Source organism: Prolinoborus fasciculus, from assembly GCF_056724605.1.
This window is the reverse complement of the sequence record NZ_JBWZQN010000041.1, coordinates 1-19,247: the sequence shown is the minus strand read 5'-3', so window position 1 is coordinate 19,247 and position 19,247 is coordinate 1. Positions and strand designations below refer to the sequence as shown.

Below are 19,247 nucleotides of genomic sequence, written 5' to 3'. Positions count from 1 at the left end.
CATGGCAGGTGGGATAGATTAATCATAAATACATTATAAAAATTATTATTTATCAGTATTTTATTAAATAACCGCATGGTGCAAGGTGCAAAATAGGTGCAACCATGCGGCAATTAATCAATAATTTAGCAATCAATGGTTCATTGCCACCCAGTCTTTCTTAGACTCTTTTTGTATTGCTTCAAGCCAAGATGCCACATCACTTAGATGAACATAAAAAGGGGAGTTTCTTCCATCCGATTTAAATGCAGGAAATGGAAGAGTACATTTATTTGCACGTTTATTTGCTTGTTCAATTGTAAGATGAGGCAAGTAATCCGGCAAGAGCTCTTCAAGTTTGATTACAGGTTTACGGTACTTCATGAGTAACATAAAACTGATATCAACTGGATCATCAATTTTCATAGCTGCTCCCATTATGAAATCTCCTTCAAACTTTGTTTTACCGATTCAGGTAACCCAAAAAAATCATTTAGAGTTTTGTCAAATTCACCGCTTTCAATGAATTGATCCATCAGGTTTACTTGCTTATCGATACTGCTATCTTCACAAGGCTCACATGGTTTTTGAATATCAGTCATTGTTTTCTCCTTGAGCCTTCAAATATTCAAATTTTGCGTCTGCCCAGTTCTTCGCATCGTATGGGCTTAAACCTTTTTTCTTGCACCAGTCAGTGCACCAGAGCCACTGCACATCATCAAATGGGGTTGGCTCAACTATTTGATCAGTACTATCCATCACGCCACCTCATAGAAGCGCTTGGCTTCTTCAAAATTTGATGTGGTAAGTGGTGATGAGCCTTTTTTGTAGCATTCAACAATATCACCATATTTAAAAACTTTGCATGCTGTTGGTAGGTCAAAGCACTGGTACATCGGCTCTTTAAACCAATCTTCTGTGTAAAACATTTGTTCTTGGTGGTCTTCGGCTGTGCCTTTCCACTCTTGAACCTGAAAGTATTCATCAAATAATTCGATCATGAACTGATTGCCTTCAGCCTTAGTCATTGCTCTGTAACGAGCCAAAGCACGTTCAGCAATTTCTTTTGATACGGCAGGTGACTGCTCATGCGGACTATCATCTTCAGGGCAGATTCCTACGCACCACAATTTATTCTTTTCCATCACGCCACCTTCACATCTAAATAATCAGGGTTATCCAGGTGCTCTTCATATTCATGAAATAGCACCTGACATGCCGCATTACCTGTTAAATCTTTCTTTAAGAGCACGTAACTCAGTGTCTTGCGTGTGCCTTTGCCGCTAAATGTCGAGCTGCCATCCGCAAGTTCATTTTTGGCATAACCCAATTTTTCTAGCCAAAGCTTAAAGCCAACTTCATGCTTCTTTTTAATTCTGAAGATCATGCTGCAGCCTCCAATGCTTTACGCAAATGCAGATCGATATCACCTTGCCCTAAAAACCACTTAATGTAGTCCTTAGGAAGATCCTGAATCTCAGTACCTTTATGTTTGCCAAATGGCATTTTGGTTGGGATTAATGCCACCTCAGACATCTGGTACAGAGAAGTCATGTCCTTAATGCCCAGCTTTAGGCAAATGTTTTTAAGAATGATGTACGTGAACCAGATGTCATATTTAGCGTTATGCGCTTTACGTAGGTAATCACGTGCTTTTTCTTTATCAGTGCTCACGAAATAGAACAGGGCGCTAAGGGTGTGAGTTTCCAGTTCTGGCCATGCAAATCGAGCCAAAGCCAGGGTGCATATAGTTTTTAAATTCTCAGAACTAACGCCACACTTACTAATCGCCTCAATGTCGTATTTGACATTGTGACCAACGATACATTCCACAGACTTAGGAAGACTAAATGTGTCAAAGCTTGGTTTGGCAGCAATATCGGATTCCAGGATGTGATGAACTCCCATCGCACCAAATGAAATAGGCTCAGGGCATGAGAAGTATTCATCAAACAGGTCAGCCTGGTTGAACTGCAATACTCCCTGCTCAAAAGAGCAAGGTGCATAAGCGATTTCAATTGGATACCCATTAATAGTGTTGGTTTCGGTATCAAGAATTATTGCGTTCATGCTGTTATTTCCCCTTTAGCCAATTGTTCTATTTCATTTTTTACGGCTTCAAATTTGGAAGCTTCTATCTGGTTGAGAGCATCAAGCCCTAAGTGTTCACACACTGTTTTCGCATCAAGGCCACAGGTATCGATGAAATCCTGCAGATCGGCCAGCTGCTCATCAGAAATGCCATTGAACTCTGGTGGATCTACCCAGGCATTACGTTGTTTATCAAACGTGCACTTCATTTCTAGAGCACGGCGAACTAATTCAGCACGCATATTCTTGTAATACAGATGAGTGTCTTCAAGAGACTGAGTGAGCTGATTTAGATCACTCGCATACTGGGCCTCACCACAGCTTTGTACCCAGTTTTCTAGATCTTCTTGAGCCTTGATTGCGGCCAATTGATCTGGTGTCAGGGTATTGATATGGTCCTTAGCCTGTTTGATAAGATCGGCCAGAAATGTAGGGCTAGTCTTTAGATCTGGCACCCACACTTCACCAGTATCACCACCTAAACCACCTGCATTTTTAGCGTGATGGGTAGGGCAAGGCTTAAAGCTAATTACCCGGGCATTTTTCCCTTCACCAGTAGTGACTGTGGTCAAATAGCCCATGATGTCAGCAATGCGATATAGCTCATTACGGTTTTTACCACCCAGATCAGGGCGATAAATTACCTGGTCACCGCTTTGATCTTCAGAGGCATGGGCAATAAACACCACATCCTTCCCTGAAGCGATCAGCGTATTCACGTACTGCTTAAAGATGTTGTTGGCCAAGCCCTGGGCTTTAAGCTTTAACGATCCATCTTTTTGCTTGTTGGTCGCATTGAGCATTAAATGTGTTTTGATGCTTTCAAGCATTGCACCGACGGTATCGATCACAATGGTGTTATATGGTTCAAGATCAGCCATTGTGAGGTTTGCAACATCAGACCACTGGTGAGCCTGAACTACAGCACCGCGACGAAGTTCACCAGTACGGTGAGAACCTTTGTCAAAGTCGAATGAAATAGCTTTATCACCAGTAAAGCCGATAGAGGTTTTACCCAAGCCCGGATCGGCATACAGATAAACAATAATTGCCTGAACTAGCAGCGCTTGATTCGCTGGAATAATATTAATCGCCATCTCAACGTACTCCTGCAGGACGGTTATTACGCTTAAAGCTCTTATAGTCTTCCGATGCAAAGAAGCCGGTACTTTCTAAAACTTGATGACGCTTGTTTTTGCGCATAGCAACACGCGCATTTTCCAGTCCATCTAAAATCCATTTTGGAGTAAGGGATTTATCCATCTTCCTCAATGAGCCATCCGGCTGAATGGAATAGATAGTTGTGTTGCAGAAATAGTCAGCAATGGTTCCTGAGCTTTTGACACGTAGGGCAAAATAACTCGCACGAGTTTTACCCACTCGATAGATTTCAAGTCCTTCAAAGGTCTTGATGTATTCAGAGAAATAACGATGAGTTGAGTTGAACTCAATCGGCATTGGAACTACAGGCAGCTCATCTGCTTTGAATTGCAGGAAGCCGGTGTAAAGGTCTACAAAATTAATTTGAGTTCGATCATTTAAAGGAGACCAGTCATCAGAGCCACACTCACACCAGTAGACCGATTGACCATTCAAAAGCGCCTCAAAGATTTGATCAGCAGAATTTAAAATCATGACTGAACCTCCACCAGACGGTGCTTCATGATGTAGCCGGCGATCATTGAATTGATTTCGCGGTGATCTTGATGATCAGTGAAGTCGTTATATGGATTGCCATTAGCATTGAACACCTTGATTTCACCTAGCTCTATTACTTCTACATTGGTGAATTCGGAACCTGGTACACCGTAATCATCCGGGTGTGCTTCAATTTCAAATGAGGTGATTTCCAAACGAAACCCATCCAGATTTACGACAGCTTCACCGTGTACATCGTCGAGCATCTTTAAAGAGACGATTCCATATTCAGATTGAATATTTTGAACTGGTGCTACCTTGTCAGTACCAAAGTCAGCAAGATGAGCAAACGCCAAAGCGCTTACAGTTAAGGCAGCAGTAAACAGAGTTACCTTGAAGCTATTGTGTGGAGTTAATTTTGTGTTCATAATTACTTTACTCACAGATAGAGTGTGGGTCACGCCTCAAGTAGTTCCAGCTACGTTGGGGCTTTTCTTTGCTTGTGAGATATAATTTAGTATTTACTAAATATTAAGTCAATAGTATTTGCTAAATAAAATTAGCATTAATTTAGTATTTGCTGAATTTCATGTTTTAATAGACAAAAGAAAACCCATCACAGGGTGGGTTGTTTGGAGTTTGTTGAGATGATCGGAGTAACCAGTAAGGGCGAACTAATCTCGGTGAAAGTGGGTCAGAGACCAAAAGGATTCCTTATAGGCATTCTTATTACTGATCCGGAACATCTCACTGAGGAAAATGTAACAAAGATTAAATTGCACTTTCACGGATCAGATGGTCAATCAAATCAACATCATTGCCTAAGTGCTTTAAATATAAGTCAGGACCAGATTGATCTGAAGGATGGTGAATTAACACCAGAACCCAAATCAATCACATTGGGTATTCCAGCACTCACTACTAATTCTCTCGAGAAGGAGTTCTTCCCTAAATATCGAGATTTTTTCAGAAATTTGTTTAAAAAGTAAATTGTAATCTTCAGTTTTTGGATTTTCTGGAAAATCAGGATGGAATTCAAAGCTACACAATATATCTAAGAATGGAGACATTCTTTCAGCTATTAAATCAGCACGTTCTTTTGATGCACCATTTTCAACAAGGTTGTTTATCAATGAACTTCTAATTTCATCCTTGCTATTGGATTCAACTTTTGGAAATTGAAGAATATTGTCCATTTAATTTCTCCACCCGATCCAAGAGCCGCTCGGGTATGCGGCAAGGTAATTGTTATGACTGAATATTTAAAGTTAGAAAGACGAGTGTTGTATTGGTTTTATGCTTTCTGTTCTATGAGCATAATGATTAATATTTACATGCTTTTTAAAATATATTGTTGAGGTGTGAGGATGAAAAAATACAATCCAAATGAGCCGTACTTAGTAGGCTCACTAATCATGGCAATCATTACAGTAATTTTTAATTTAATTACTGCTATTTCAGTAGTGACAAAATTCCTATAACAATTGTTATTAAACCGAAGAATATAACAGCATAAAATGTGGGCTTAACAGTCCAATGCGGCTTGCTAGCCTCTTTTATTTGCCTTGAAGTTAGCTCGTAGCTGATTGCCTGAAGTAAAGGTGCTGGTATTAAGCCGGGGCTATCTTGCCCACTCAAGTATCTTAATAATTCTTCGTCAGACTTCGACTTAATTTCTTCAATGGTTAAATTAAGCCTTGGTATTTTAGGTGATTTAAAATTAGGTTCTTTGGGTAGGCCATACATTTAGAGAAATCCCCACCCGATCAGTAAGCTGTGCCAGGTTCACAGCAAAGGTAATTTTTATGAATCAATTAAAAAGCTTATGTTTTCATTTAAACGGTAAGCATCCTGGTATTTACACTGAGATGGACGTAGATACAGATATATTTCTTCTTGATGGTGGAAATATGTTGCTCAAGTTTGTTAGAAAGAGCCCAACCACGTTCCAATTAGAAGAATTGCTGCCGGCAGATTATCAACACACTCATCCAGTAATTTCGTGGTCAGGTGTTTTATGGACTCGGCAGGAAGCTCTTCGAGTGCATCAATCATTGATTTCTTATTCTCAGGGGTTAAATCAGACTGATTAATTTTGGTTGTTAGGATTGCTTTAAGTGTTTGGGTTTCAAACTTAATCGTTATAACACTTAGGATTGCAGAAAGTCCGCCATCATTTGCCAGAAAGTCCACGCCATGATGGGTGAGCGTGCTAGCACCAAAGTCTAAAACCAAATCCCCATCCATGTATTCAGTGATAATTATGCTTTTAGCTTCAACTAATTCATGTGCTCGCAAATAATATAAGTTTTTTAAAGCTTTATCTCTATCTTGATGACCATCAGGGTAGTCGGTATCAAAGTCATAATAGGATGGATAAACGATTTGCATCTTGCGCATCATAGCTAATTGTATTTCACGATCTAAAACCATAACACTCTCAATCAAAAAAATTGCGTCGGATTTGCAGTTATTTAGTCTAGCCAGAAAAATTAATTGGGCTATTTATACATCTGAATACTTTTCCAAAAATTCATCTATCCACCCTTGTGCCACTTCAAGATTTGTTATGTCCGCCAGCTTTAGATTGGTCTCTTCTGCTTCGTTAAAGCCTTCTATAATCGCCTCAAAGATATTTGCTTCACTAATGACCTCGCGTGCTATTTCAGCAGCGTCATAGCTTTGTTTGGCTTTTTTAAGCGAGGCTATTTGTTTATCAATCCCTTCACCAATTTTACTTAATGCCAATTTAAATTCTTGACGATTAATTGTTAGCGCAGTTTTGGATTTATTAAGTGTTGCGATCATTGTGCTTTCCTCTTCAAGAGTTTTTCTTTATTGGGTGCTTCTTTGTTACAAGCCGCATGTAGCTGCTTTTATTCTTAATTTTTTCTTACTCTTGGTTTGGCGTGATAAACATATCTTACACAGTCAACCACCTGTCCAATAAATTGACATTCTTCATCAAATTCAATTATGTTTGGCTTGAAATCTGGGTTTAATGCTTGAAGATATCTCTTGCCATTTGTTTCGATCACTAACTTTTTAAAAGTAGCATCCTCACCACGACGAACCACAATAATGTCACCCGATTGCATATCCCCATAGTAAGCATCAGGGTTCACAACAATGTAGTCACCTTCAATAAAATCAGGGAAATTGCTTATGCCTTGAACCCTGAGAAAGAAGCAGTTTGAACATTCATCTTCTGGAAGGGGAAGCCATTGAGAAACTTCACTCATATCAACTGCAGCGACATTAGTGAATGTACCAGCTTGAACCCAAGATAATACGGGAGCCATACGCGCTCTAACACGCGGAACATTCGCTAAGGTTTCTTCACCAAAAATATTCTTGATCTGCTCTTTATCTAATAGTCCAGGCTCCCAGCCTACCTTTTTCTCAAGGTTTCGAGCTGCGCGCTCGCCAAAACTCCCATGTCCTTTTACAAGTTGAGATATATGGCTAGGGTTCAGATCGTAGTGCTCGCAAAAAGCAGCATCTGAAGTAAACCCTTCTGATTTATTTTTAGCATCAATTGCTCGGCGTAAATTAGCGCGTCGTAAAGAAATAATGTCCATAGTTCTATTTCATCTAGTTTTTAGTAAAAAGTAAATTCGTAAACACTAAATCTCTGTTGACTTGCTTAGTAAATAAAATTAGTATTTACTAAATATTACTATTGGGAGATTTAGACATGTCTTCTGCAAACACAACCGAACTAAAAGCATTCCTAGCCAATCTTTCGTCAACTGATCGAGAAGTATTTGCAAAACGCTGCCAAACATCACTGGGCTATTTAAACCAGATCATGTATGGCAACAGTAAATGCAGTGCTTCTTTAGCTATCAAAATTGATAAAGAGAGCTATGGCGCAGTTAGCTGTGATCTGCTTTGTCCGGACGCAGATTTTGATTACATCCGCAACCAAGCACTCTCTGCTTAAACTAATTATCACCAAATAAGCATTTGAAATAAATGTGAATATATAAAGGGATTCACACATGGAATTCAGTAAAGAAGCACAGAGTGCGATGTACAAGATGGTTCACCAAACACCAGGTATTGATCCGAAGCAGATCGCTGATGTTCTGGGCGACTCCCATAAGACTGTGTTGAATTATGCAAATCCCAATATGGACTACCTACCAAGCCTAAAGAAGTTCGAAATGATGCTTTCTTTCACTGGCAATCCGGTTGTTTTACGTGCATGGGCGCATCAGTTGGGATTGGCTCTGATTCCTACTGGCTGTGACGGCAGTAAGCATCACGAGCTATCAGTAATTGAAGCAATGATGCAGGGGAATATCTGTAATGGGCAGGCGAATCAGAAGGTATATGAGGCCTATGAAGATGGCGTAATCACACCGCAGGAATATGAAGAAATCCACGCAATTTTTCAACGTATTATCGAGTTTGCTACAGCAGCAGATCAGGCAGCTTTTAAGCAAATGAAGCGCTACACATCAAACGCACAAAATGAAAAAGCCTGACGTGGAAGGTCAGGCTTTTGTATTCAGAACACTGGAGTAATGAATGAAATCAAATTTAGCACATGAACCACCAATACCTCAAGGGCAAGTAGTTCATTTTCCAAAAAATGAGCGCAAAGCTATGTCGAATAAAGAAGAGCGCTACACCAAGATGCCAAATGGTTTAATTGACGGTCAGATCATGGCCCAATTAAACGATAAGGCGTTTAAGTGTTTAATGTTTGTCATGCGTCAAACCATTGGATTTGACCGCGTATCTCACCCAATCGCCATCACTCAATTTCAAAAATATTGCGGTATTAAAAAACGCGATACGGTTATGTCGTGTATTCGCGATCTGGAAGAACTCGGCTTGATCAAAGTTGAGAGAACAACAGGCTGTCTAAGTGAATATCAATTTACTCCTGACCAGTACCGCAAAAAGGGACTAGTACCAAATGAAGGTAGTACCGCGAAAGGTGACGGGACTAGTACCGCGAAAGGTGACGGGACTAGTACCGCGAAAGGTGACGGGACTAGTACCGTTGAACGGGACCCTATTAAAGAAACACTTAAAGAAACATTTAAAGAAAACTTTAAAGAGAAAAACGCGCAAGAAAATTCAGTTGATCAGGTATTGAATCTCTGGACACCAGATTTACATTCTCTGAATTCTTGGTTACAGCGATCAGGTGAAACCCCGATGACCCAAGAACTGGTGAATCAGATTTTACTTGAAGTGAATGCTCACTACGAACCACGTTTGAACGCAGGCTTGATCACAGACACCCAAATGTATTCAAACTTCGTGAAGTGGATCAAACGTAAATACACTCAAAAAACGTATCAACCTTCTGAAAAACAAAATTCTAATCTGGATGTGAATACAGCTTGGGCAGACCAAGCATCGCAACATCACGCACCAGTGGATTCACCAGTCCATATTCCGGAGGACTTTGTATGAACGCAATGTCGATGTTGACTCAGGGATTAAAACAAACACAAGCGATCTGCTCGAAACACAAAACCGCCATGGTACAAGCAGGCCCTTTTCAGAAGTGCCCACAATGCGCCGTTGAGTTCCATGAAGAACAACTCGCACAAGCACAGGCTGAAATTGATCGTACCGTACGTGAAAAACACTTTGCTGGGGCAATGCTTCCAGAGCGTCATGCAACATCAGGTTTTAAGAATTACCTGGTTAAACATGCTGGCCATCAGAATGCATTGAATCAGGTTGTTTCATTCGCAAAGAACATGATTCATGGCCACAAAAACAACTTTGTGATGGTAGGGCCTACAGGCACCGGTAAAACCCATCTGAGTTGCGCTACGGCTCGGACATTGCTCAACAAGGGCAAGTATGCACGGTACATCACCAGTGAGGATATGGCACAGCGAATCATGAATGCATGGGAGCAGCCGGACGCTACAGAGAAGTCTGTGATTTATGATTTCAGCCAGTACGACTTACTGATCCTGGATGAGTATGGATTGCATGACCGTGATAAACGCCGTGAGCTGGTGCACAAAGTTTTATATGCACGCTATGACCGAATGAAGCCGACTATGCTGATTTCTAATCTGACATTAGCTGAGCTGCAAAAGGATTTAGGCGATCGTCTTTGGTCTCGGTTCCAGCAGGGTGGACTGACTGTAGTTGAATGTAATTGGGCAGATCAGCGTGTAGGGGGTGGGGTGTGAATCAACCAATTTTAGATGTGTGCTGTGGATCCCGAATGATGCACTTTGATCGTCAGAATCCGAACGTTGTTTATGGTGATATTAGAACCGAAAGCCATACGCTTTGTGATGGTCGTGCTTTAGAAATTTCACCAGATATTGAAATAGATTTCCGAGATATGCCGTTTGATGATGAACAGTTTAATTTAGTTGTATTTGATCCACCGCACCTGGTTCGTGCTGGCAAACAAAGTTGGTTGGCTCTTAAGTATGGAAAACTGAACGAGGACTGGCGTGAAGATATTCGAAAGGGTTTTGAAGAATGCTTTCGCGTGTTGGCCACCGGCGGAGTTTTAATTTTTAAGTGGAATGAAACTCAAATTAAAGTCAGTGAAATTTTAGAGCTGACTAATCATAAACCTGTCTTTGGCCATATCAGTGGCAAGCGTGCGAATACTCATTGGATTACCTTCATGAAGTGGGGTACAGCATGAATACAACAATTGAAGAATTTTTGAAAAATGGTGGCGAGATTAAGCAAATTGATTCTGATGATCAGTCAAAAATCCATAGGAAAGTTAGCTTTGAAGATCAGATAAGTTTGATGCTTTTTGCTTGTTATGCCACTACGCCATTTTCAGTGAAGGATGTGCAAGAAGCTGTTTTTGATTTTCATAGAACCACTATTTACAGCCTGCTTCAGGAGCATGTCAAAGGTGGTTATTTGGAGCGTGTATCAGAGAGTCATTACCGTGCAACTGCATATGCCAAAGACATTATGAATGTAAAGGGTGAAATTGCCGTATGAAGGATCTAAACAAAGCGCTGATGTTTATTTTCATGGCTATTGGCGCCGTTGTATTGAGGGTTTGGGGTGAATGACCAGCTACTCAATCGCTGAATACAAGAAAATGGTGAAAGCCACCAGAGCGAAAGGGCGTTCCAAGCGCCCTAAGGTTAAAAGTGAAAAGATACCGAATGAGTTTGAAGCAAAGCTGGCCAGAGAATTAAAGACTTTAAAAATTGAGTTTGAGCAGGAATTTGAGTTTCACCCAAAGCGGAAATGGAGAGCTGATTTCCACCTGGTAGGAAAAAAGATACTGGTAGAAGTTGAAGGTGCGATCTGGAGTGGAGGAAGGCATACCAGAGGCAAGGGGTATATTGGGGACATGGAAAAATATAACGCCGCAACAATGATGGGTTTTCAAGTATTAAGGTTTAGTACAGATCAAGTGAAATCAGGTTTAGCGATACAGCAGATAGAGAAGATGGTAGGGGATTTGGGATGAATGCGATGGTTAAAGCGGAAGTGATGAATTGGGATCGTTTTAGTATTGAGGATTGGCTTAAGCAGTATGGGGCATACATCCAGATTTCACGCATGAAGTCAGGACATGAGCCGGACTCACTTGGGGTAAATCAGATCTACTGGCTGATTCTTGAAAATAACAAAGGGGTGGCACCACGTAAGGATCAGGTTATTTGCCAGATTAATGATTTTGAAGCTGAGCAGGTGCGGAAGTTGATTGTGGATTTTAATAAGTCGAGTTCGGTTTGTGAGTCTGGTAAGCGAGCCGTTCAGTTATTTGTAGAGCGTAATGTTCGTGGATTGTCTGACCGCAAGATGGAAGAAGAATTTAAATTAGGTCGAAATGTTCTGCGAAATATGATCTATGCAGGTAAGTTTTATCTAGCTGGGCACGATAAACGATTGAGAATCGAATAGTATTTGACTGGCATGCCAAGATATGGCATATTTCAGGTATAGTGCGCTTGAGTAGTCGGGTACACTAGCGATTAAAGCTCATCGAAAGATGGGCTTTTTGCATTATGGTGGTTCCTATTAATTTCTAGTGGTTTTTAAATTAATGCCGCCACCTTGCGCCATTAGCTCAACTGGAAAGAGCATGGGTTTTCTATACCAATGGTTGTGGGTTCGAGTCCTACATGGCGTGCCAAAATCAAAATACTATTTCAAGCTAGCAAAATACTATTTTAAATGCTCAAAATAATATTGACAGTTTGGTTTTTAATTCCCTCGAATTCGATACCTTTAAAACTACAAATATCGGACTAAGAATTTGCTTGATCGTTGCTTGCTTAACCCGGAAGAAATCTTGCTTAGTTCGACAAAATCACTGACATTATTTTGAAGTAAAATATTTTAAATTTATGATTTATAAGAAAAATTAACCGACATTTCTTGCGACATGATTGCTTGATTGTCCAGGAGTAAATCATGCTTAGACTTTTGATGTGCTTATTCGGCCTTCATGGTGTGACTGAGATCGATTACACAGTTGATGATGAAGAAATCAAGGTGTGTCGGGATTGTTTGAAAGAAGTTTAAGACCCTCGCCACTTCGGTGACATTCGCCGGACGGATTACGGCAAACAAAGCCCCCTCGCATTCTAGATGTTGAGGGGTTTTTCTTTTCTTATTTGAGTTATCCGGAAATACCGGAAGGCTGGTTGTATGGACATAGTATCTGCACAAAGGGAATTAAAAGAGCATTGCGACCAGATTGATATTTTACTCAGCCTGTCACGCAGCATGATGACTGCTAAAGAGATGGTGAATGTTGATGAAAAGCTTAAACGACATCGAGAGCGTGCAAGAAACATCAGAATCAATCTCTATGAAGCGCAACCCCAAAAGACTCGCAGCAATCAGAAAGCTGCCATGCATCCGATGCGGTAATCCCAATAGCCAGGCAGCTCATTCAAATTCAGCAAAGCATGGTAAGGGTAGATCGATTAAAACCAGTGATGAGTTCACAGTACCTCTATGTCATTCCTGTCATTTCCAGTTCGATACATTCCAGTTAGGTAATCGGGCTGAGAGTGAAGCGATGTTTGACCAGTGGTTGGTGAGAGTGAATCGGATGTTGGTGATGGAAGATAGAGAGGTGTTTTGATGAAGCAAGCTACGTTTTCACCAGTATTTGCATCAATGTATTGCGGGCTATGTGACATCGCCAGAAATAACGGCTATGCACTAACAGTCCATGGCACTATGAATCTTGATTTTGATTTAGTCGCTATTCCGTGGACAGACCAAGCAATTGAACCGGAAGAATTAATAAAATTAATAGCTGATCGCTGCAACTTACTAACTGGTCAAGAGTTTGGTACAGGGATATACAAGCAGGATGCAGAGATCAAGCCTCATGGTCGATTGGCTTGGTTAATTATAGTTGGTAGTGGTGCTGCTTTAGATATCAGTGTTATGCCTAAGCTAAGTAATTGAAAATATTATCGTACGAAGTTTCAGGAGTAGGAAATGCAAAAAGCCGTGTTTCCTATCCAGAGTCATGCCGACATCACCAAAGCCATTGGCTTTATGCATACCAATTACACTCAAGCGATTAATGAGGGTAAGCCATTAAGGGTGGTGATTGATCAGAAAGAAGATAAGCTTTCGGACGCTCAACGCAGACTGTACTGGCTTTGGATGACTGAGTATGGAAAGCAGCGCGGTTTAGATAAAGAGGAATCAGCAGCATTCTTTAAATACAAATACCTGTCGATCATTTTTAATCGTGACAATGTTGGCGAATATCCAGAAACATTCAAGGTCATTCGGGATTTAAGAGAATCGCGCAATCCGGGCTATGAGCCATTACGGCAATTTGTATCAAATCGAATGAGCATCACGGAAGCCACGACAAAGCAGATGGCTGAATTCTTAACTGATATTGAAATGTGGTGCTTGAAAGATGGTGTGAGGCTGACTTGTCCAGATGATCTTAAATATGTGATGGAGATGAGCCAATGAAGCGACCAATGCCACCAAAAGATATAGGCGTGTTTGATTTCGATTGGAGCATGCACAACGATATGCCTTATGACTTCCGGCCCGATGAAGATTTAAAGGATTGGGTCTGGAGTACATTCATTGATGAAGAGAGCGAGCTCTGCAACCCAGATCATATTCACCTGTCTTACTACAGTCGGGACTTGATTGGCTTTATGTGGGCCAGTCGACCATTTGAAAAGGGTGGGCATGTTGTCTTGGGTCAGGCTGAGCAAGTTGCAATTATGGCAGGTGGTTGGAAGCGTAAGCGCCAAGAGCTTCAGATGGTTCAGTGGTTTGGCTATATCCCTAAATACATAATCACTTTAGATGCTGGATATGCTGAGTCATGTAGCGATGCTGACTTTTGTGCATTGATCGAACACGAGCTTTATCACATTGGTTTTGAAATCATGGATGGTGAGATGTATATCAGCCCATCAACCGGCAAACCTAAATTGAAGATGAAGGGCCACGACGTTGAAGAATTCCACGGTGTGGTCCAGCGTTACGGTGCATCACCAGATGTCCAAAAAATGGTAGAGCTTGCAAATGATGGTCCAACTATATCTCGGGCTAATATTGCTCATGCATGTGGTACGTGTTTATTGAAGTTGGCTTAATTTTTTTGCTTATCTTGCATGACGTAGCATGACAAAGGGGTAATTATGGCGGCACTAAAAGAGCCTGTAAAAATCTTTATAGTTCAGTCTCTTGCTTGCTTTGAAACACCTCAACAAGTAGCAGATGCTGTCATGCAAAGATTTAACATCGAAATTGATCGTCGGCAGTGTGAAAATTACGACCCGACCAAGTATGCAGGCCGCAATCTCAGTAAGAAATTAAAGGATCTGTTTGATAAGACACGTGAGGATTTCCGAAAGAATATTTTTGATATTCCGATCGCAAACCAGGCATTTCGACTGAAAGAAATTCAGAAAATGTATGAGGATGCTGGAAAGAATAAAGTATCCAAACAGAATCTGTTGAAATTGGCTTATCAGGAAACGGACGCACGTACAACCAAGCAGGAAATAACTGGCCCAGACGGCGGTCCATTGCAGAATGAAAATACAACCTATGTAACTGCCTCAAAAGAATTGGTAAGGCAGGTGATGGATGAACTCGAAAGTAAATACTAGTTTGCTGGAAATGCAGATCGAGCAGGAACGGTGCGAGAAAGAACATTTATTCTTTACGCGCCGTTTTTTTCTGCCTCGTATGGGCTTCAAGTTCTCGGTCAATTGGCACCATGAATACATAGCTTGGGCCATTGATGAAGTCATTGCCGGACGAATCGAAAATTTAGTTATTAACGTTCCACCTGGTTCAGGTAAGACTGAATTACTGACTAATCTGATTGCACGTGGTATCGCCCGAAACCAGCGTTCACGATTCTTGTATTTGTCATTCTCACAGTCACTTGTGGAGGATGTGTCATCTACGGCGCGAAACATCGTCAAATCGGCAGATTTTCAGGGCTTATGGCCCGTTAAGATCTCGACCAGTACCGATGCTAAGGCAAGTTGGAAAACGACTGTAGACGGCTATGAAGCGGGTCATGTTTATTCCGCTTCGATGGGTGGTCAGGTTACGGGCCGCCGTGCAGGTACTTTGGCAGATGCTGGATTTACCGGTGCGATTATTCTGGACGATCCGCTCAAGCCTGAAGATGCATTCAGTAAGACGGCACGTAACAAGGCGAACCGTAAAATCCTGAACACGGTCAATTCACGTAAGGCGAGATCATCAACTCCGATTATTCTGATCATGCAGCGTTTACATGTTGAGGATCCGACTAACTTTGTGATGACTGGGAACGTCCCGGGCAATTGGCATCAGATCTCGATACCGGCACTGATTGATGATGAGTACATTAATACATTGCCTGAGCATATACGCCGTAAGGTACCACGTGATGTCGAACGTGATGAAAAAGGCCGTCAAAGCTACTGGCCATTAAAAGAATCTTTACTTTCGTTACTGCAGCTGGAGAAAGGTGGCCAAGACAAAGACGGCGCTACGGTATCTCGGTATACATTCAGCAGTCAGTATCAGCAGGCACCGAAAAAGCTCGGTGGAGATCTAGTCAAGGCTGAATGGTTTGATCGATACCTTGAGTTACCAGTTTTGAAATGGCGTGCGATCTGGGCAGATACAGCACAGAAGATTAAAGAACATAACGACTACTCAGTTTTCTTATGTGCAGGCCTTGGGTATGACAACCGGCTTTACATCATTGATGTGCGCCGTGGCAAATGGGAAGCACCTGAGCTGATTAAGGAAGCCAAGGCTTTCATCAATAAGCACAAGGAAGGCAATACCAAGATCGGCAAACTTCGTTACATGGCTATCGAGGACAAAGCGTCTGGAACGATGCTGATCCAGAACATCTCTCGTGAAACGACATTGCCAATCAAAGCGATTCAGCGTGATACAGACAAACTGACTCGAACGATGGACGTGGTGTTCTATGTTGAAGATCGCCGTGTGGTCCTGCCAGTGAGCGCACCATGGTTACTGAACTACATTGAAGAAATTGAGGGCTTAAAAGCTGATTTCACCCATGAACATGATGACCAATGGGATCCAACGATTGATGCGATTAACGATTCACTTGCGAAAAAGCCGACTGTATTTGATTAGAGGTATTTATGGCTAAAGATAAAAAGTCTGATACAGGCGGTAAAATTAAGACGCTTGTAGCAGATGCAGTAAAACAGGCAATCAACGCCATTGGTGATGCTGGTGCATATACGAACCTGGTATCGAATATTGGTACAGAACGTGATAAAGCGGCACACGGTAAATTTGTACGGAAAGACATTGATGATGATCAGCTTGAAGCGGTGTACCAAAACTGGCTCGCACGCCGTATCGTCAATCGTCCTGCATCGGACATGCTTCGTGCTGGATGGTTCTATGAAGGCATACAAGGTGGTGATTTAAAACGGCTTGAGGAAGCGTGTAAGGCGTTTCACTTAGAGCATGTGCTTTTATCGGGCCTGATCCTTTCACGGCTCTATGGCGTTGTGTACATTCTGCTTGGCACGGCTGATGGGGGTAACTTAGATCAACCTTTAGATATTTCTAAACTTGGCCAAGGACGTTTGGAATTCTTTACTGTCGTGAAAAAGAAATACATCACGGCGGATAAAAACAGTTATTTACCGCCGTCGGCATGCTGTGGACTATTGAAGCAACCTGAATTTTACGATATGAAAATGGGGAATGAGGCTAAGAAGCGCATTCACCATTCACGCCTGATTCGTATTGCCCATGCTGATGTAGTTAATGAAGAGCCCCAAAGTATCCTGCAGGAAGTCTATGAGGATCTGCTTGACCATGCCAGTGTGAAGCGCGGATCTGCCAGCCTGATTCATGAATCGAAGATTGATGTGATTCAAACGCCTAACCTGGTCGACAAGATCAAAGAGGATATGAAAGGAGTCATGGAGCGCTTTATGTCTGTGGGCTTGATGAAAAGCTTGAATGGCATGCTGGTCCTTGATGCTGAGGAAGAATACAGTTCCAAGACATATAACTTCGCTGGCTTGCCTGACATGATGCGTGAATTCTCAGTCCAGACGGCGGGTGCGGCAGATATTCCCTATACGATTCTGTTTGGCCAATCACCTGCAGGAATGAATGCTACTGGTGAGCATGACACTCGTAATTATTACGACTCAATTGCCACTAAGCAGGAATGGGACCTCAAGCCGATCTTAATGAAGTTTCTTACCGTGATCTGCCAGTCTACGTTTGGACGCCAGATTCCTGAACTGAATGTGGTGTTCAATCCACTTTGGCAATTGGATGCGAAAGTCCGTGCGGAAGTGGAAAAAGCGAATGCAGAACGCGACGAGAAATACTTAAACATGGCCATCATTACTGAGCCTCAGATTGCACGTCAGTTAGTTATCGACGGCGTTTACTCAGTCATTGATGAAAATCACATCAAAGAATTGGAAACGATGGTGAAGCCAAATGACGACGATGATACAGATCCTTAAACCACAGCTTCAGCAGATCAAAAAACGCAAGAAAGGACGCAAGGCAAAGCCTAAGGCAGTCAAAGTCAATCGCCGTGTTGAGCTGTTCTATACACGTCAGCTTTTGGAAATATCCAAGTATTGCCAGGAACAAACCAAGGATTTTGTTTTACCTGCCGTGGGGCAGAACATTGGTGATAGCTGGGTGACGGATCTATTCACGGCGTTACGTGAAAAGATGGTGAAGTACACCATGGAAGTGTCGGTATCTTTAGCCACTAAGGTGGTGATAGATACTAGCAAGGAAGTGGATAAGCAGATTGCAAGCCATACTAAGACCATCCTTGGTGTGGACCTTACGCCGTTTTTCCGTGGTGCCGATATTCAGGATGAAATCGATAATCAGATTGCTGCAAATGTCTCTTTGATTAAGTCTATTCCAAGCCAATACACCGATAAGCTTGAAGCCTTGGTGATGAATGCTTTGCAAACAGGGCAGACCAATGAGGAATTGGCGCAGGAAATTAAAAAGCTTGGGCATAGCACGGACTATCGAGCACGCTTAATTGCTTCTGATCAGATGGGTAAGATCAACGGCGCGATCAACAAGAAACGTCAGGAATCCATGGGTGTTGAAACTTATGTATGGCAATCAGCAAAAGATGAGCGTGTACGAACAGATCATCGGATTAAAAATGGTCAAACATTCCGTTGGGATGATCCACCAAGCGGAGGGCATCCAGGTCAACCAGTTCGATGTCGATGCACGGCGTTGCCGAATTATGAAGATATTTTGATTGGTTAGTTTATAATTATTAAGACTATCAAAAGAATTAGAGGCTAATTTGGCTGAAACTAAAGCGAGGGATAAGGCTGAGATAAAGGAAAAAGCAGATCAATACAAAGTTTTATTTGATTTTTATAAAGCTGAGTACGAAGCACTGAGAAATGAATTTTACAAAGTAGAAGATAAGGCAGCTAAATACTTAACATCACTATCAGTGTTGTCCGGGATTTTACTGGTGTCATTTAAGGGGGTTGTTAGTGATTTTCAGCCAACCTTTTTATCTTTAGCTCAAGTTTTTATTTTATGTGTGTTGATCGTGTGCTTATCAACTTCATGGCGATTTATATTTATGGTTTTAAAGCCAGTAGATCTCAAGACTTTTCCATATAACCAAGATGGTATTAATTACTTTAATGAGGTAGACCTAGATGTTTTTTATTACTCAATGTCGATAGAGTACATTGGTAAGCGTCCGCTGAATCCCATACCTATTTTTTAATTCGATTTAGGTTTCCAGCAGTGCGGCAGCAATTCTTCAATTTGGGTCACTTTGTGTGTCGGTAACCTTTTCAGCACATCACTTAAATAGGCATACGGATCCAAGCCATTCAGCTTTGCTGACTGGATTAAAGTCATGATGTTTGCCGCTCGCTGACCACTGCGCAGCGAACCTGCAAACAGCCAGTTCTTGCGTCCCAACGCCCAGGGACGCATCTGATTCTCTACCCAATTGTTGCATATCGGTAGATTGCCATCATCCAGATAGCGGCTTAAGGCTGGCCAACGCTTCAGAGTGTAATTGATAGCCT

General features: G+C 41.7%; 33 protein-coding genes and 1 tRNA gene. 19 read left to right on the top strand and 15 right to left on the bottom strand.

What is annotated here, in order from left to right:
* Positions 1-132: 132 nt before the first annotated feature.
* The 14 genes from AC1P5O_RS10665 to AC1P5O_RS10600 form a co-directional block, all read right to left on the bottom strand.
* A complete protein-coding gene (locus AC1P5O_RS10665; RefSeq protein ID WP_085064824.1) occupies positions 133-417 on the bottom strand; it encodes a pyocin activator PrtN family protein in 285 nt (94 codons plus the stop codon).
* Complete coding sequence (locus AC1P5O_RS10660) at positions 417-581, bottom strand: hypothetical protein (RefSeq protein ID WP_499006010.1); 165 nt, start codon at positions 579-581, stop codon at positions 417-419. The genes AC1P5O_RS10665 and AC1P5O_RS10660 overlap by 1 nt, the downstream gene beginning before the upstream one ends.
* Entirely contained in the window at positions 574-738 is a 165-nt protein-coding gene (locus AC1P5O_RS10655) for a hypothetical protein (protein ID WP_499006009.1), read from the bottom strand. Before AC1P5O_RS10655 ends, AC1P5O_RS10660 begins: the two co-directional genes overlap by 8 nt.
* On the bottom strand, positions 738-1,124 hold the full coding sequence (locus AC1P5O_RS10650) for a hypothetical protein (protein ID WP_499006008.1): 387 nt from the start codon (positions 1,122-1,124) through the stop codon (positions 738-740). Before AC1P5O_RS10650 ends, AC1P5O_RS10655 begins: the two co-directional genes overlap by 1 nt.
* A complete protein-coding gene (locus AC1P5O_RS10645) occupies positions 1,124-1,366 on the bottom strand; it encodes a hypothetical protein (protein ID WP_005171476.1) in 243 nt (80 codons plus the stop codon). The genes AC1P5O_RS10650 and AC1P5O_RS10645 overlap by 1 nt, the downstream gene beginning before the upstream one ends.
* Positions 1,363-2,049 carry a putative quorum-sensing-regulated virulence factor gene (locus AC1P5O_RS10640; RefSeq protein WP_253143963.1) on the bottom strand — a complete coding sequence of 229 codons (687 nt, stop codon included), beginning with the start codon at positions 2,047-2,049 and terminating at the stop codon, positions 1,363-1,365. Before AC1P5O_RS10640 ends, AC1P5O_RS10645 begins: the two co-directional genes overlap by 4 nt.
* Positions 2,046-3,167, bottom strand: a complete 1,122-nt coding sequence (locus AC1P5O_RS10635) for an ATP-binding protein (RefSeq protein WP_499006007.1) — start codon at positions 3,165-3,167, stop codon at positions 2,046-2,048. Before AC1P5O_RS10635 ends, AC1P5O_RS10640 begins: the two co-directional genes overlap by 4 nt.
* 1 nt (position 3,168) lies before the next feature.
* Positions 3,169-3,705: a hypothetical protein gene (locus AC1P5O_RS10630; protein ID WP_499006006.1), complete on the bottom strand. Its 537-nt coding sequence runs from the start codon at positions 3,703-3,705 to the stop codon at positions 3,169-3,171.
* Positions 3,702-4,136, bottom strand: coding sequence for a hypothetical protein (locus tag AC1P5O_RS10625; protein ID WP_499006004.1), 435 nt, complete (start codon positions 4,134-4,136; stop codon positions 3,702-3,704). The genes AC1P5O_RS10630 and AC1P5O_RS10625 overlap by 4 nt, the downstream gene beginning before the upstream one ends.
* 462 nt (positions 4,137-4,598) lie before the next feature.
* A complete protein-coding gene (locus AC1P5O_RS10620; protein ID WP_004646414.1) occupies positions 4,599-4,904 on the bottom strand; it encodes a hypothetical protein in 306 nt (101 codons plus the stop codon).
* 256 nt (positions 4,905-5,160) lie between these two features.
* Positions 5,161-5,454 (bottom strand): hypothetical protein, encoded by a 294-nt coding sequence (locus AC1P5O_RS10615; protein WP_499006003.1) that lies wholly within the window; start codon positions 5,452-5,454, stop codon positions 5,161-5,163.
* A gap of 180 nt (positions 5,455-5,634) precedes the next feature.
* Complete coding sequence (locus tag AC1P5O_RS10610; RefSeq protein ID WP_005266739.1) at positions 5,635-6,141, bottom strand: hypothetical protein; 507 nt, start codon at positions 6,139-6,141, stop codon at positions 5,635-5,637.
* Between the two features lie 72 nt (positions 6,142-6,213).
* Complete coding sequence (locus AC1P5O_RS10605; RefSeq protein WP_499006002.1) at positions 6,214-6,516, bottom strand: hypothetical protein; 303 nt, start codon at positions 6,514-6,516, stop codon at positions 6,214-6,216.
* Between the two features lie 74 nt (positions 6,517-6,590).
* Positions 6,591-7,289 carry a LexA family protein gene (locus AC1P5O_RS10600; protein ID WP_005104441.1) on the bottom strand — a complete coding sequence of 233 codons (699 nt, stop codon included), beginning with the start codon at positions 7,287-7,289 and terminating at the stop codon, positions 6,591-6,593.
* A 116-nt stretch (positions 7,290-7,405) separates the two neighbouring features.
* Between AC1P5O_RS10600 and AC1P5O_RS10595 the strand changes: the two genes are divergently transcribed.
* The 19 genes from AC1P5O_RS10595 (at position 7,406) to AC1P5O_RS10505 (ending at position 18,937) form a co-directional block, all read left to right on the top strand.
* Positions 7,406-7,654, top strand: a complete 249-nt coding sequence (locus tag AC1P5O_RS10595) for a helix-turn-helix domain-containing protein (RefSeq protein WP_005104440.1) — start codon at positions 7,406-7,408, stop codon at positions 7,652-7,654.
* A gap of 58 nt (positions 7,655-7,712) precedes the next feature.
* Positions 7,713-8,201: a phage regulatory CII family protein gene (locus AC1P5O_RS10590; RefSeq protein ID WP_005104438.1), complete on the top strand. Its 489-nt coding sequence runs from the start codon at positions 7,713-7,715 to the stop codon at positions 8,199-8,201.
* 43 nt (positions 8,202-8,244) lie between these two features.
* On the top strand, positions 8,245-9,144 hold the full coding sequence (locus AC1P5O_RS10585; protein ID WP_499006001.1) for a replication protein: 900 nt from the start codon (positions 8,245-8,247) through the stop codon (positions 9,142-9,144).
* Positions 9,141-9,884, top strand: a complete 744-nt coding sequence (locus tag AC1P5O_RS10580; protein WP_499006000.1) for an ATP-binding protein — start codon at positions 9,141-9,143, stop codon at positions 9,882-9,884. The genes AC1P5O_RS10585 and AC1P5O_RS10580 overlap by 4 nt, the downstream gene beginning before the upstream one ends.
* Positions 9,885-9,919: 35 nt before the next feature.
* Positions 9,920-10,357 (top strand): class I SAM-dependent methyltransferase, encoded by a 438-nt coding sequence (locus tag AC1P5O_RS10575; protein ID WP_499005999.1) that lies wholly within the window; start codon positions 9,920-9,922, stop codon positions 10,355-10,357.
* Positions 10,354-10,671 carry a hypothetical protein gene (locus AC1P5O_RS10570; protein WP_004730172.1) on the top strand — a complete coding sequence of 106 codons (318 nt, stop codon included), beginning with the start codon at positions 10,354-10,356 and terminating at the stop codon, positions 10,669-10,671. The genes AC1P5O_RS10575 and AC1P5O_RS10570 overlap by 4 nt, the downstream gene beginning before the upstream one ends.
* Before the next feature lie 70 nt (positions 10,672-10,741).
* Entirely contained in the window at positions 10,742-11,152 is a 411-nt protein-coding gene (locus tag AC1P5O_RS10565; RefSeq protein WP_499005998.1) for a DUF559 domain-containing protein, read from the top strand.
* A complete protein-coding gene (locus AC1P5O_RS10560) occupies positions 11,149-11,589 on the top strand; it encodes a hypothetical protein (RefSeq protein ID WP_499005997.1) in 441 nt (146 codons plus the stop codon). The genes AC1P5O_RS10565 and AC1P5O_RS10560 overlap by 4 nt, the downstream gene beginning before the upstream one ends.
* A 155-nt stretch (positions 11,590-11,744) precedes the next feature.
* Positions 11,745-11,821, top strand: a tRNA-Arg gene (locus AC1P5O_RS10555).
* A gap of 518 nt (positions 11,822-12,339) precedes the next feature.
* The gene (locus AC1P5O_RS10550) at positions 12,340-12,564 is read left to right on the top strand and encodes a hypothetical protein (RefSeq protein ID WP_168386832.1); all 225 of its coding nucleotides are present in this window, start codon (positions 12,340-12,342) and stop codon (positions 12,562-12,564) included.
* Complete coding sequence (locus AC1P5O_RS10545) at positions 12,503-12,781, top strand: DUF968 domain-containing protein (RefSeq protein ID WP_499006013.1); 279 nt, start codon at positions 12,503-12,505, stop codon at positions 12,779-12,781. The genes AC1P5O_RS10550 and AC1P5O_RS10545 overlap by 62 nt, the downstream gene beginning before the upstream one ends.
* Entirely contained in the window at positions 12,781-13,113 is a 333-nt protein-coding gene (locus AC1P5O_RS10540; RefSeq protein ID WP_034670960.1) for a hypothetical protein, read from the top strand. Before AC1P5O_RS10545 ends, AC1P5O_RS10540 begins: the two co-directional genes overlap by 1 nt.
* A 33-nt stretch (positions 13,114-13,146) precedes the next feature.
* Positions 13,147-13,641 carry a NinB/YbcN family protein gene (locus AC1P5O_RS10535; protein ID WP_499005996.1) on the top strand — a complete coding sequence of 165 codons (495 nt, stop codon included), beginning with the start codon at positions 13,147-13,149 and terminating at the stop codon, positions 13,639-13,641.
* Entirely contained in the window at positions 13,638-14,282 is a 645-nt protein-coding gene (locus AC1P5O_RS10530) for a putative metallopeptidase (RefSeq protein ID WP_499005995.1), read from the top strand. Before AC1P5O_RS10535 ends, AC1P5O_RS10530 begins: the two co-directional genes overlap by 4 nt.
* A gap of 45 nt (positions 14,283-14,327) precedes the next feature.
* Positions 14,328-14,801 (top strand): DUF2280 domain-containing protein, encoded by a 474-nt coding sequence (locus AC1P5O_RS10525; RefSeq protein ID WP_005266700.1) that lies wholly within the window; start codon positions 14,328-14,330, stop codon positions 14,799-14,801.
* Positions 14,779-16,305 carry a phage terminase large subunit gene (terL, locus tag AC1P5O_RS10520; protein ID WP_499005994.1) on the top strand — a complete coding sequence of 509 codons (1,527 nt, stop codon included), beginning with the start codon at positions 14,779-14,781 and terminating at the stop codon, positions 16,303-16,305. The genes AC1P5O_RS10525 and terL overlap by 23 nt, the downstream gene beginning before the upstream one ends.
* 8 nt (positions 16,306-16,313) lie before the next feature.
* Positions 16,314-17,672, top strand: coding sequence for a DUF1073 domain-containing protein (locus tag AC1P5O_RS10515; protein ID WP_499005993.1), 1,359 nt, complete (start codon positions 16,314-16,316; stop codon positions 17,670-17,672).
* A complete protein-coding gene (locus tag AC1P5O_RS10510; protein WP_499005992.1) occupies positions 17,647-18,456 on the top strand; it encodes a phage head morphogenesis protein in 810 nt (269 codons plus the stop codon). The genes AC1P5O_RS10515 and AC1P5O_RS10510 overlap by 26 nt, the downstream gene beginning before the upstream one ends.
* A gap of 40 nt (positions 18,457-18,496) precedes the next feature.
* Positions 18,497-18,937 (top strand): hypothetical protein, encoded by a 441-nt coding sequence (locus tag AC1P5O_RS10505; protein WP_499005991.1) that lies wholly within the window; start codon positions 18,497-18,499, stop codon positions 18,935-18,937.
* Here AC1P5O_RS10505 and AC1P5O_RS10500 read toward each other — a convergent pair.
* On the bottom strand, positions 18,934-19,247 hold a 314-nt coding region (locus AC1P5O_RS10500), incomplete at its 5' end, for an IS66 family transposase (RefSeq protein WP_000518978.1). The genes AC1P5O_RS10505 and AC1P5O_RS10500 overlap by 4 nt on opposite strands.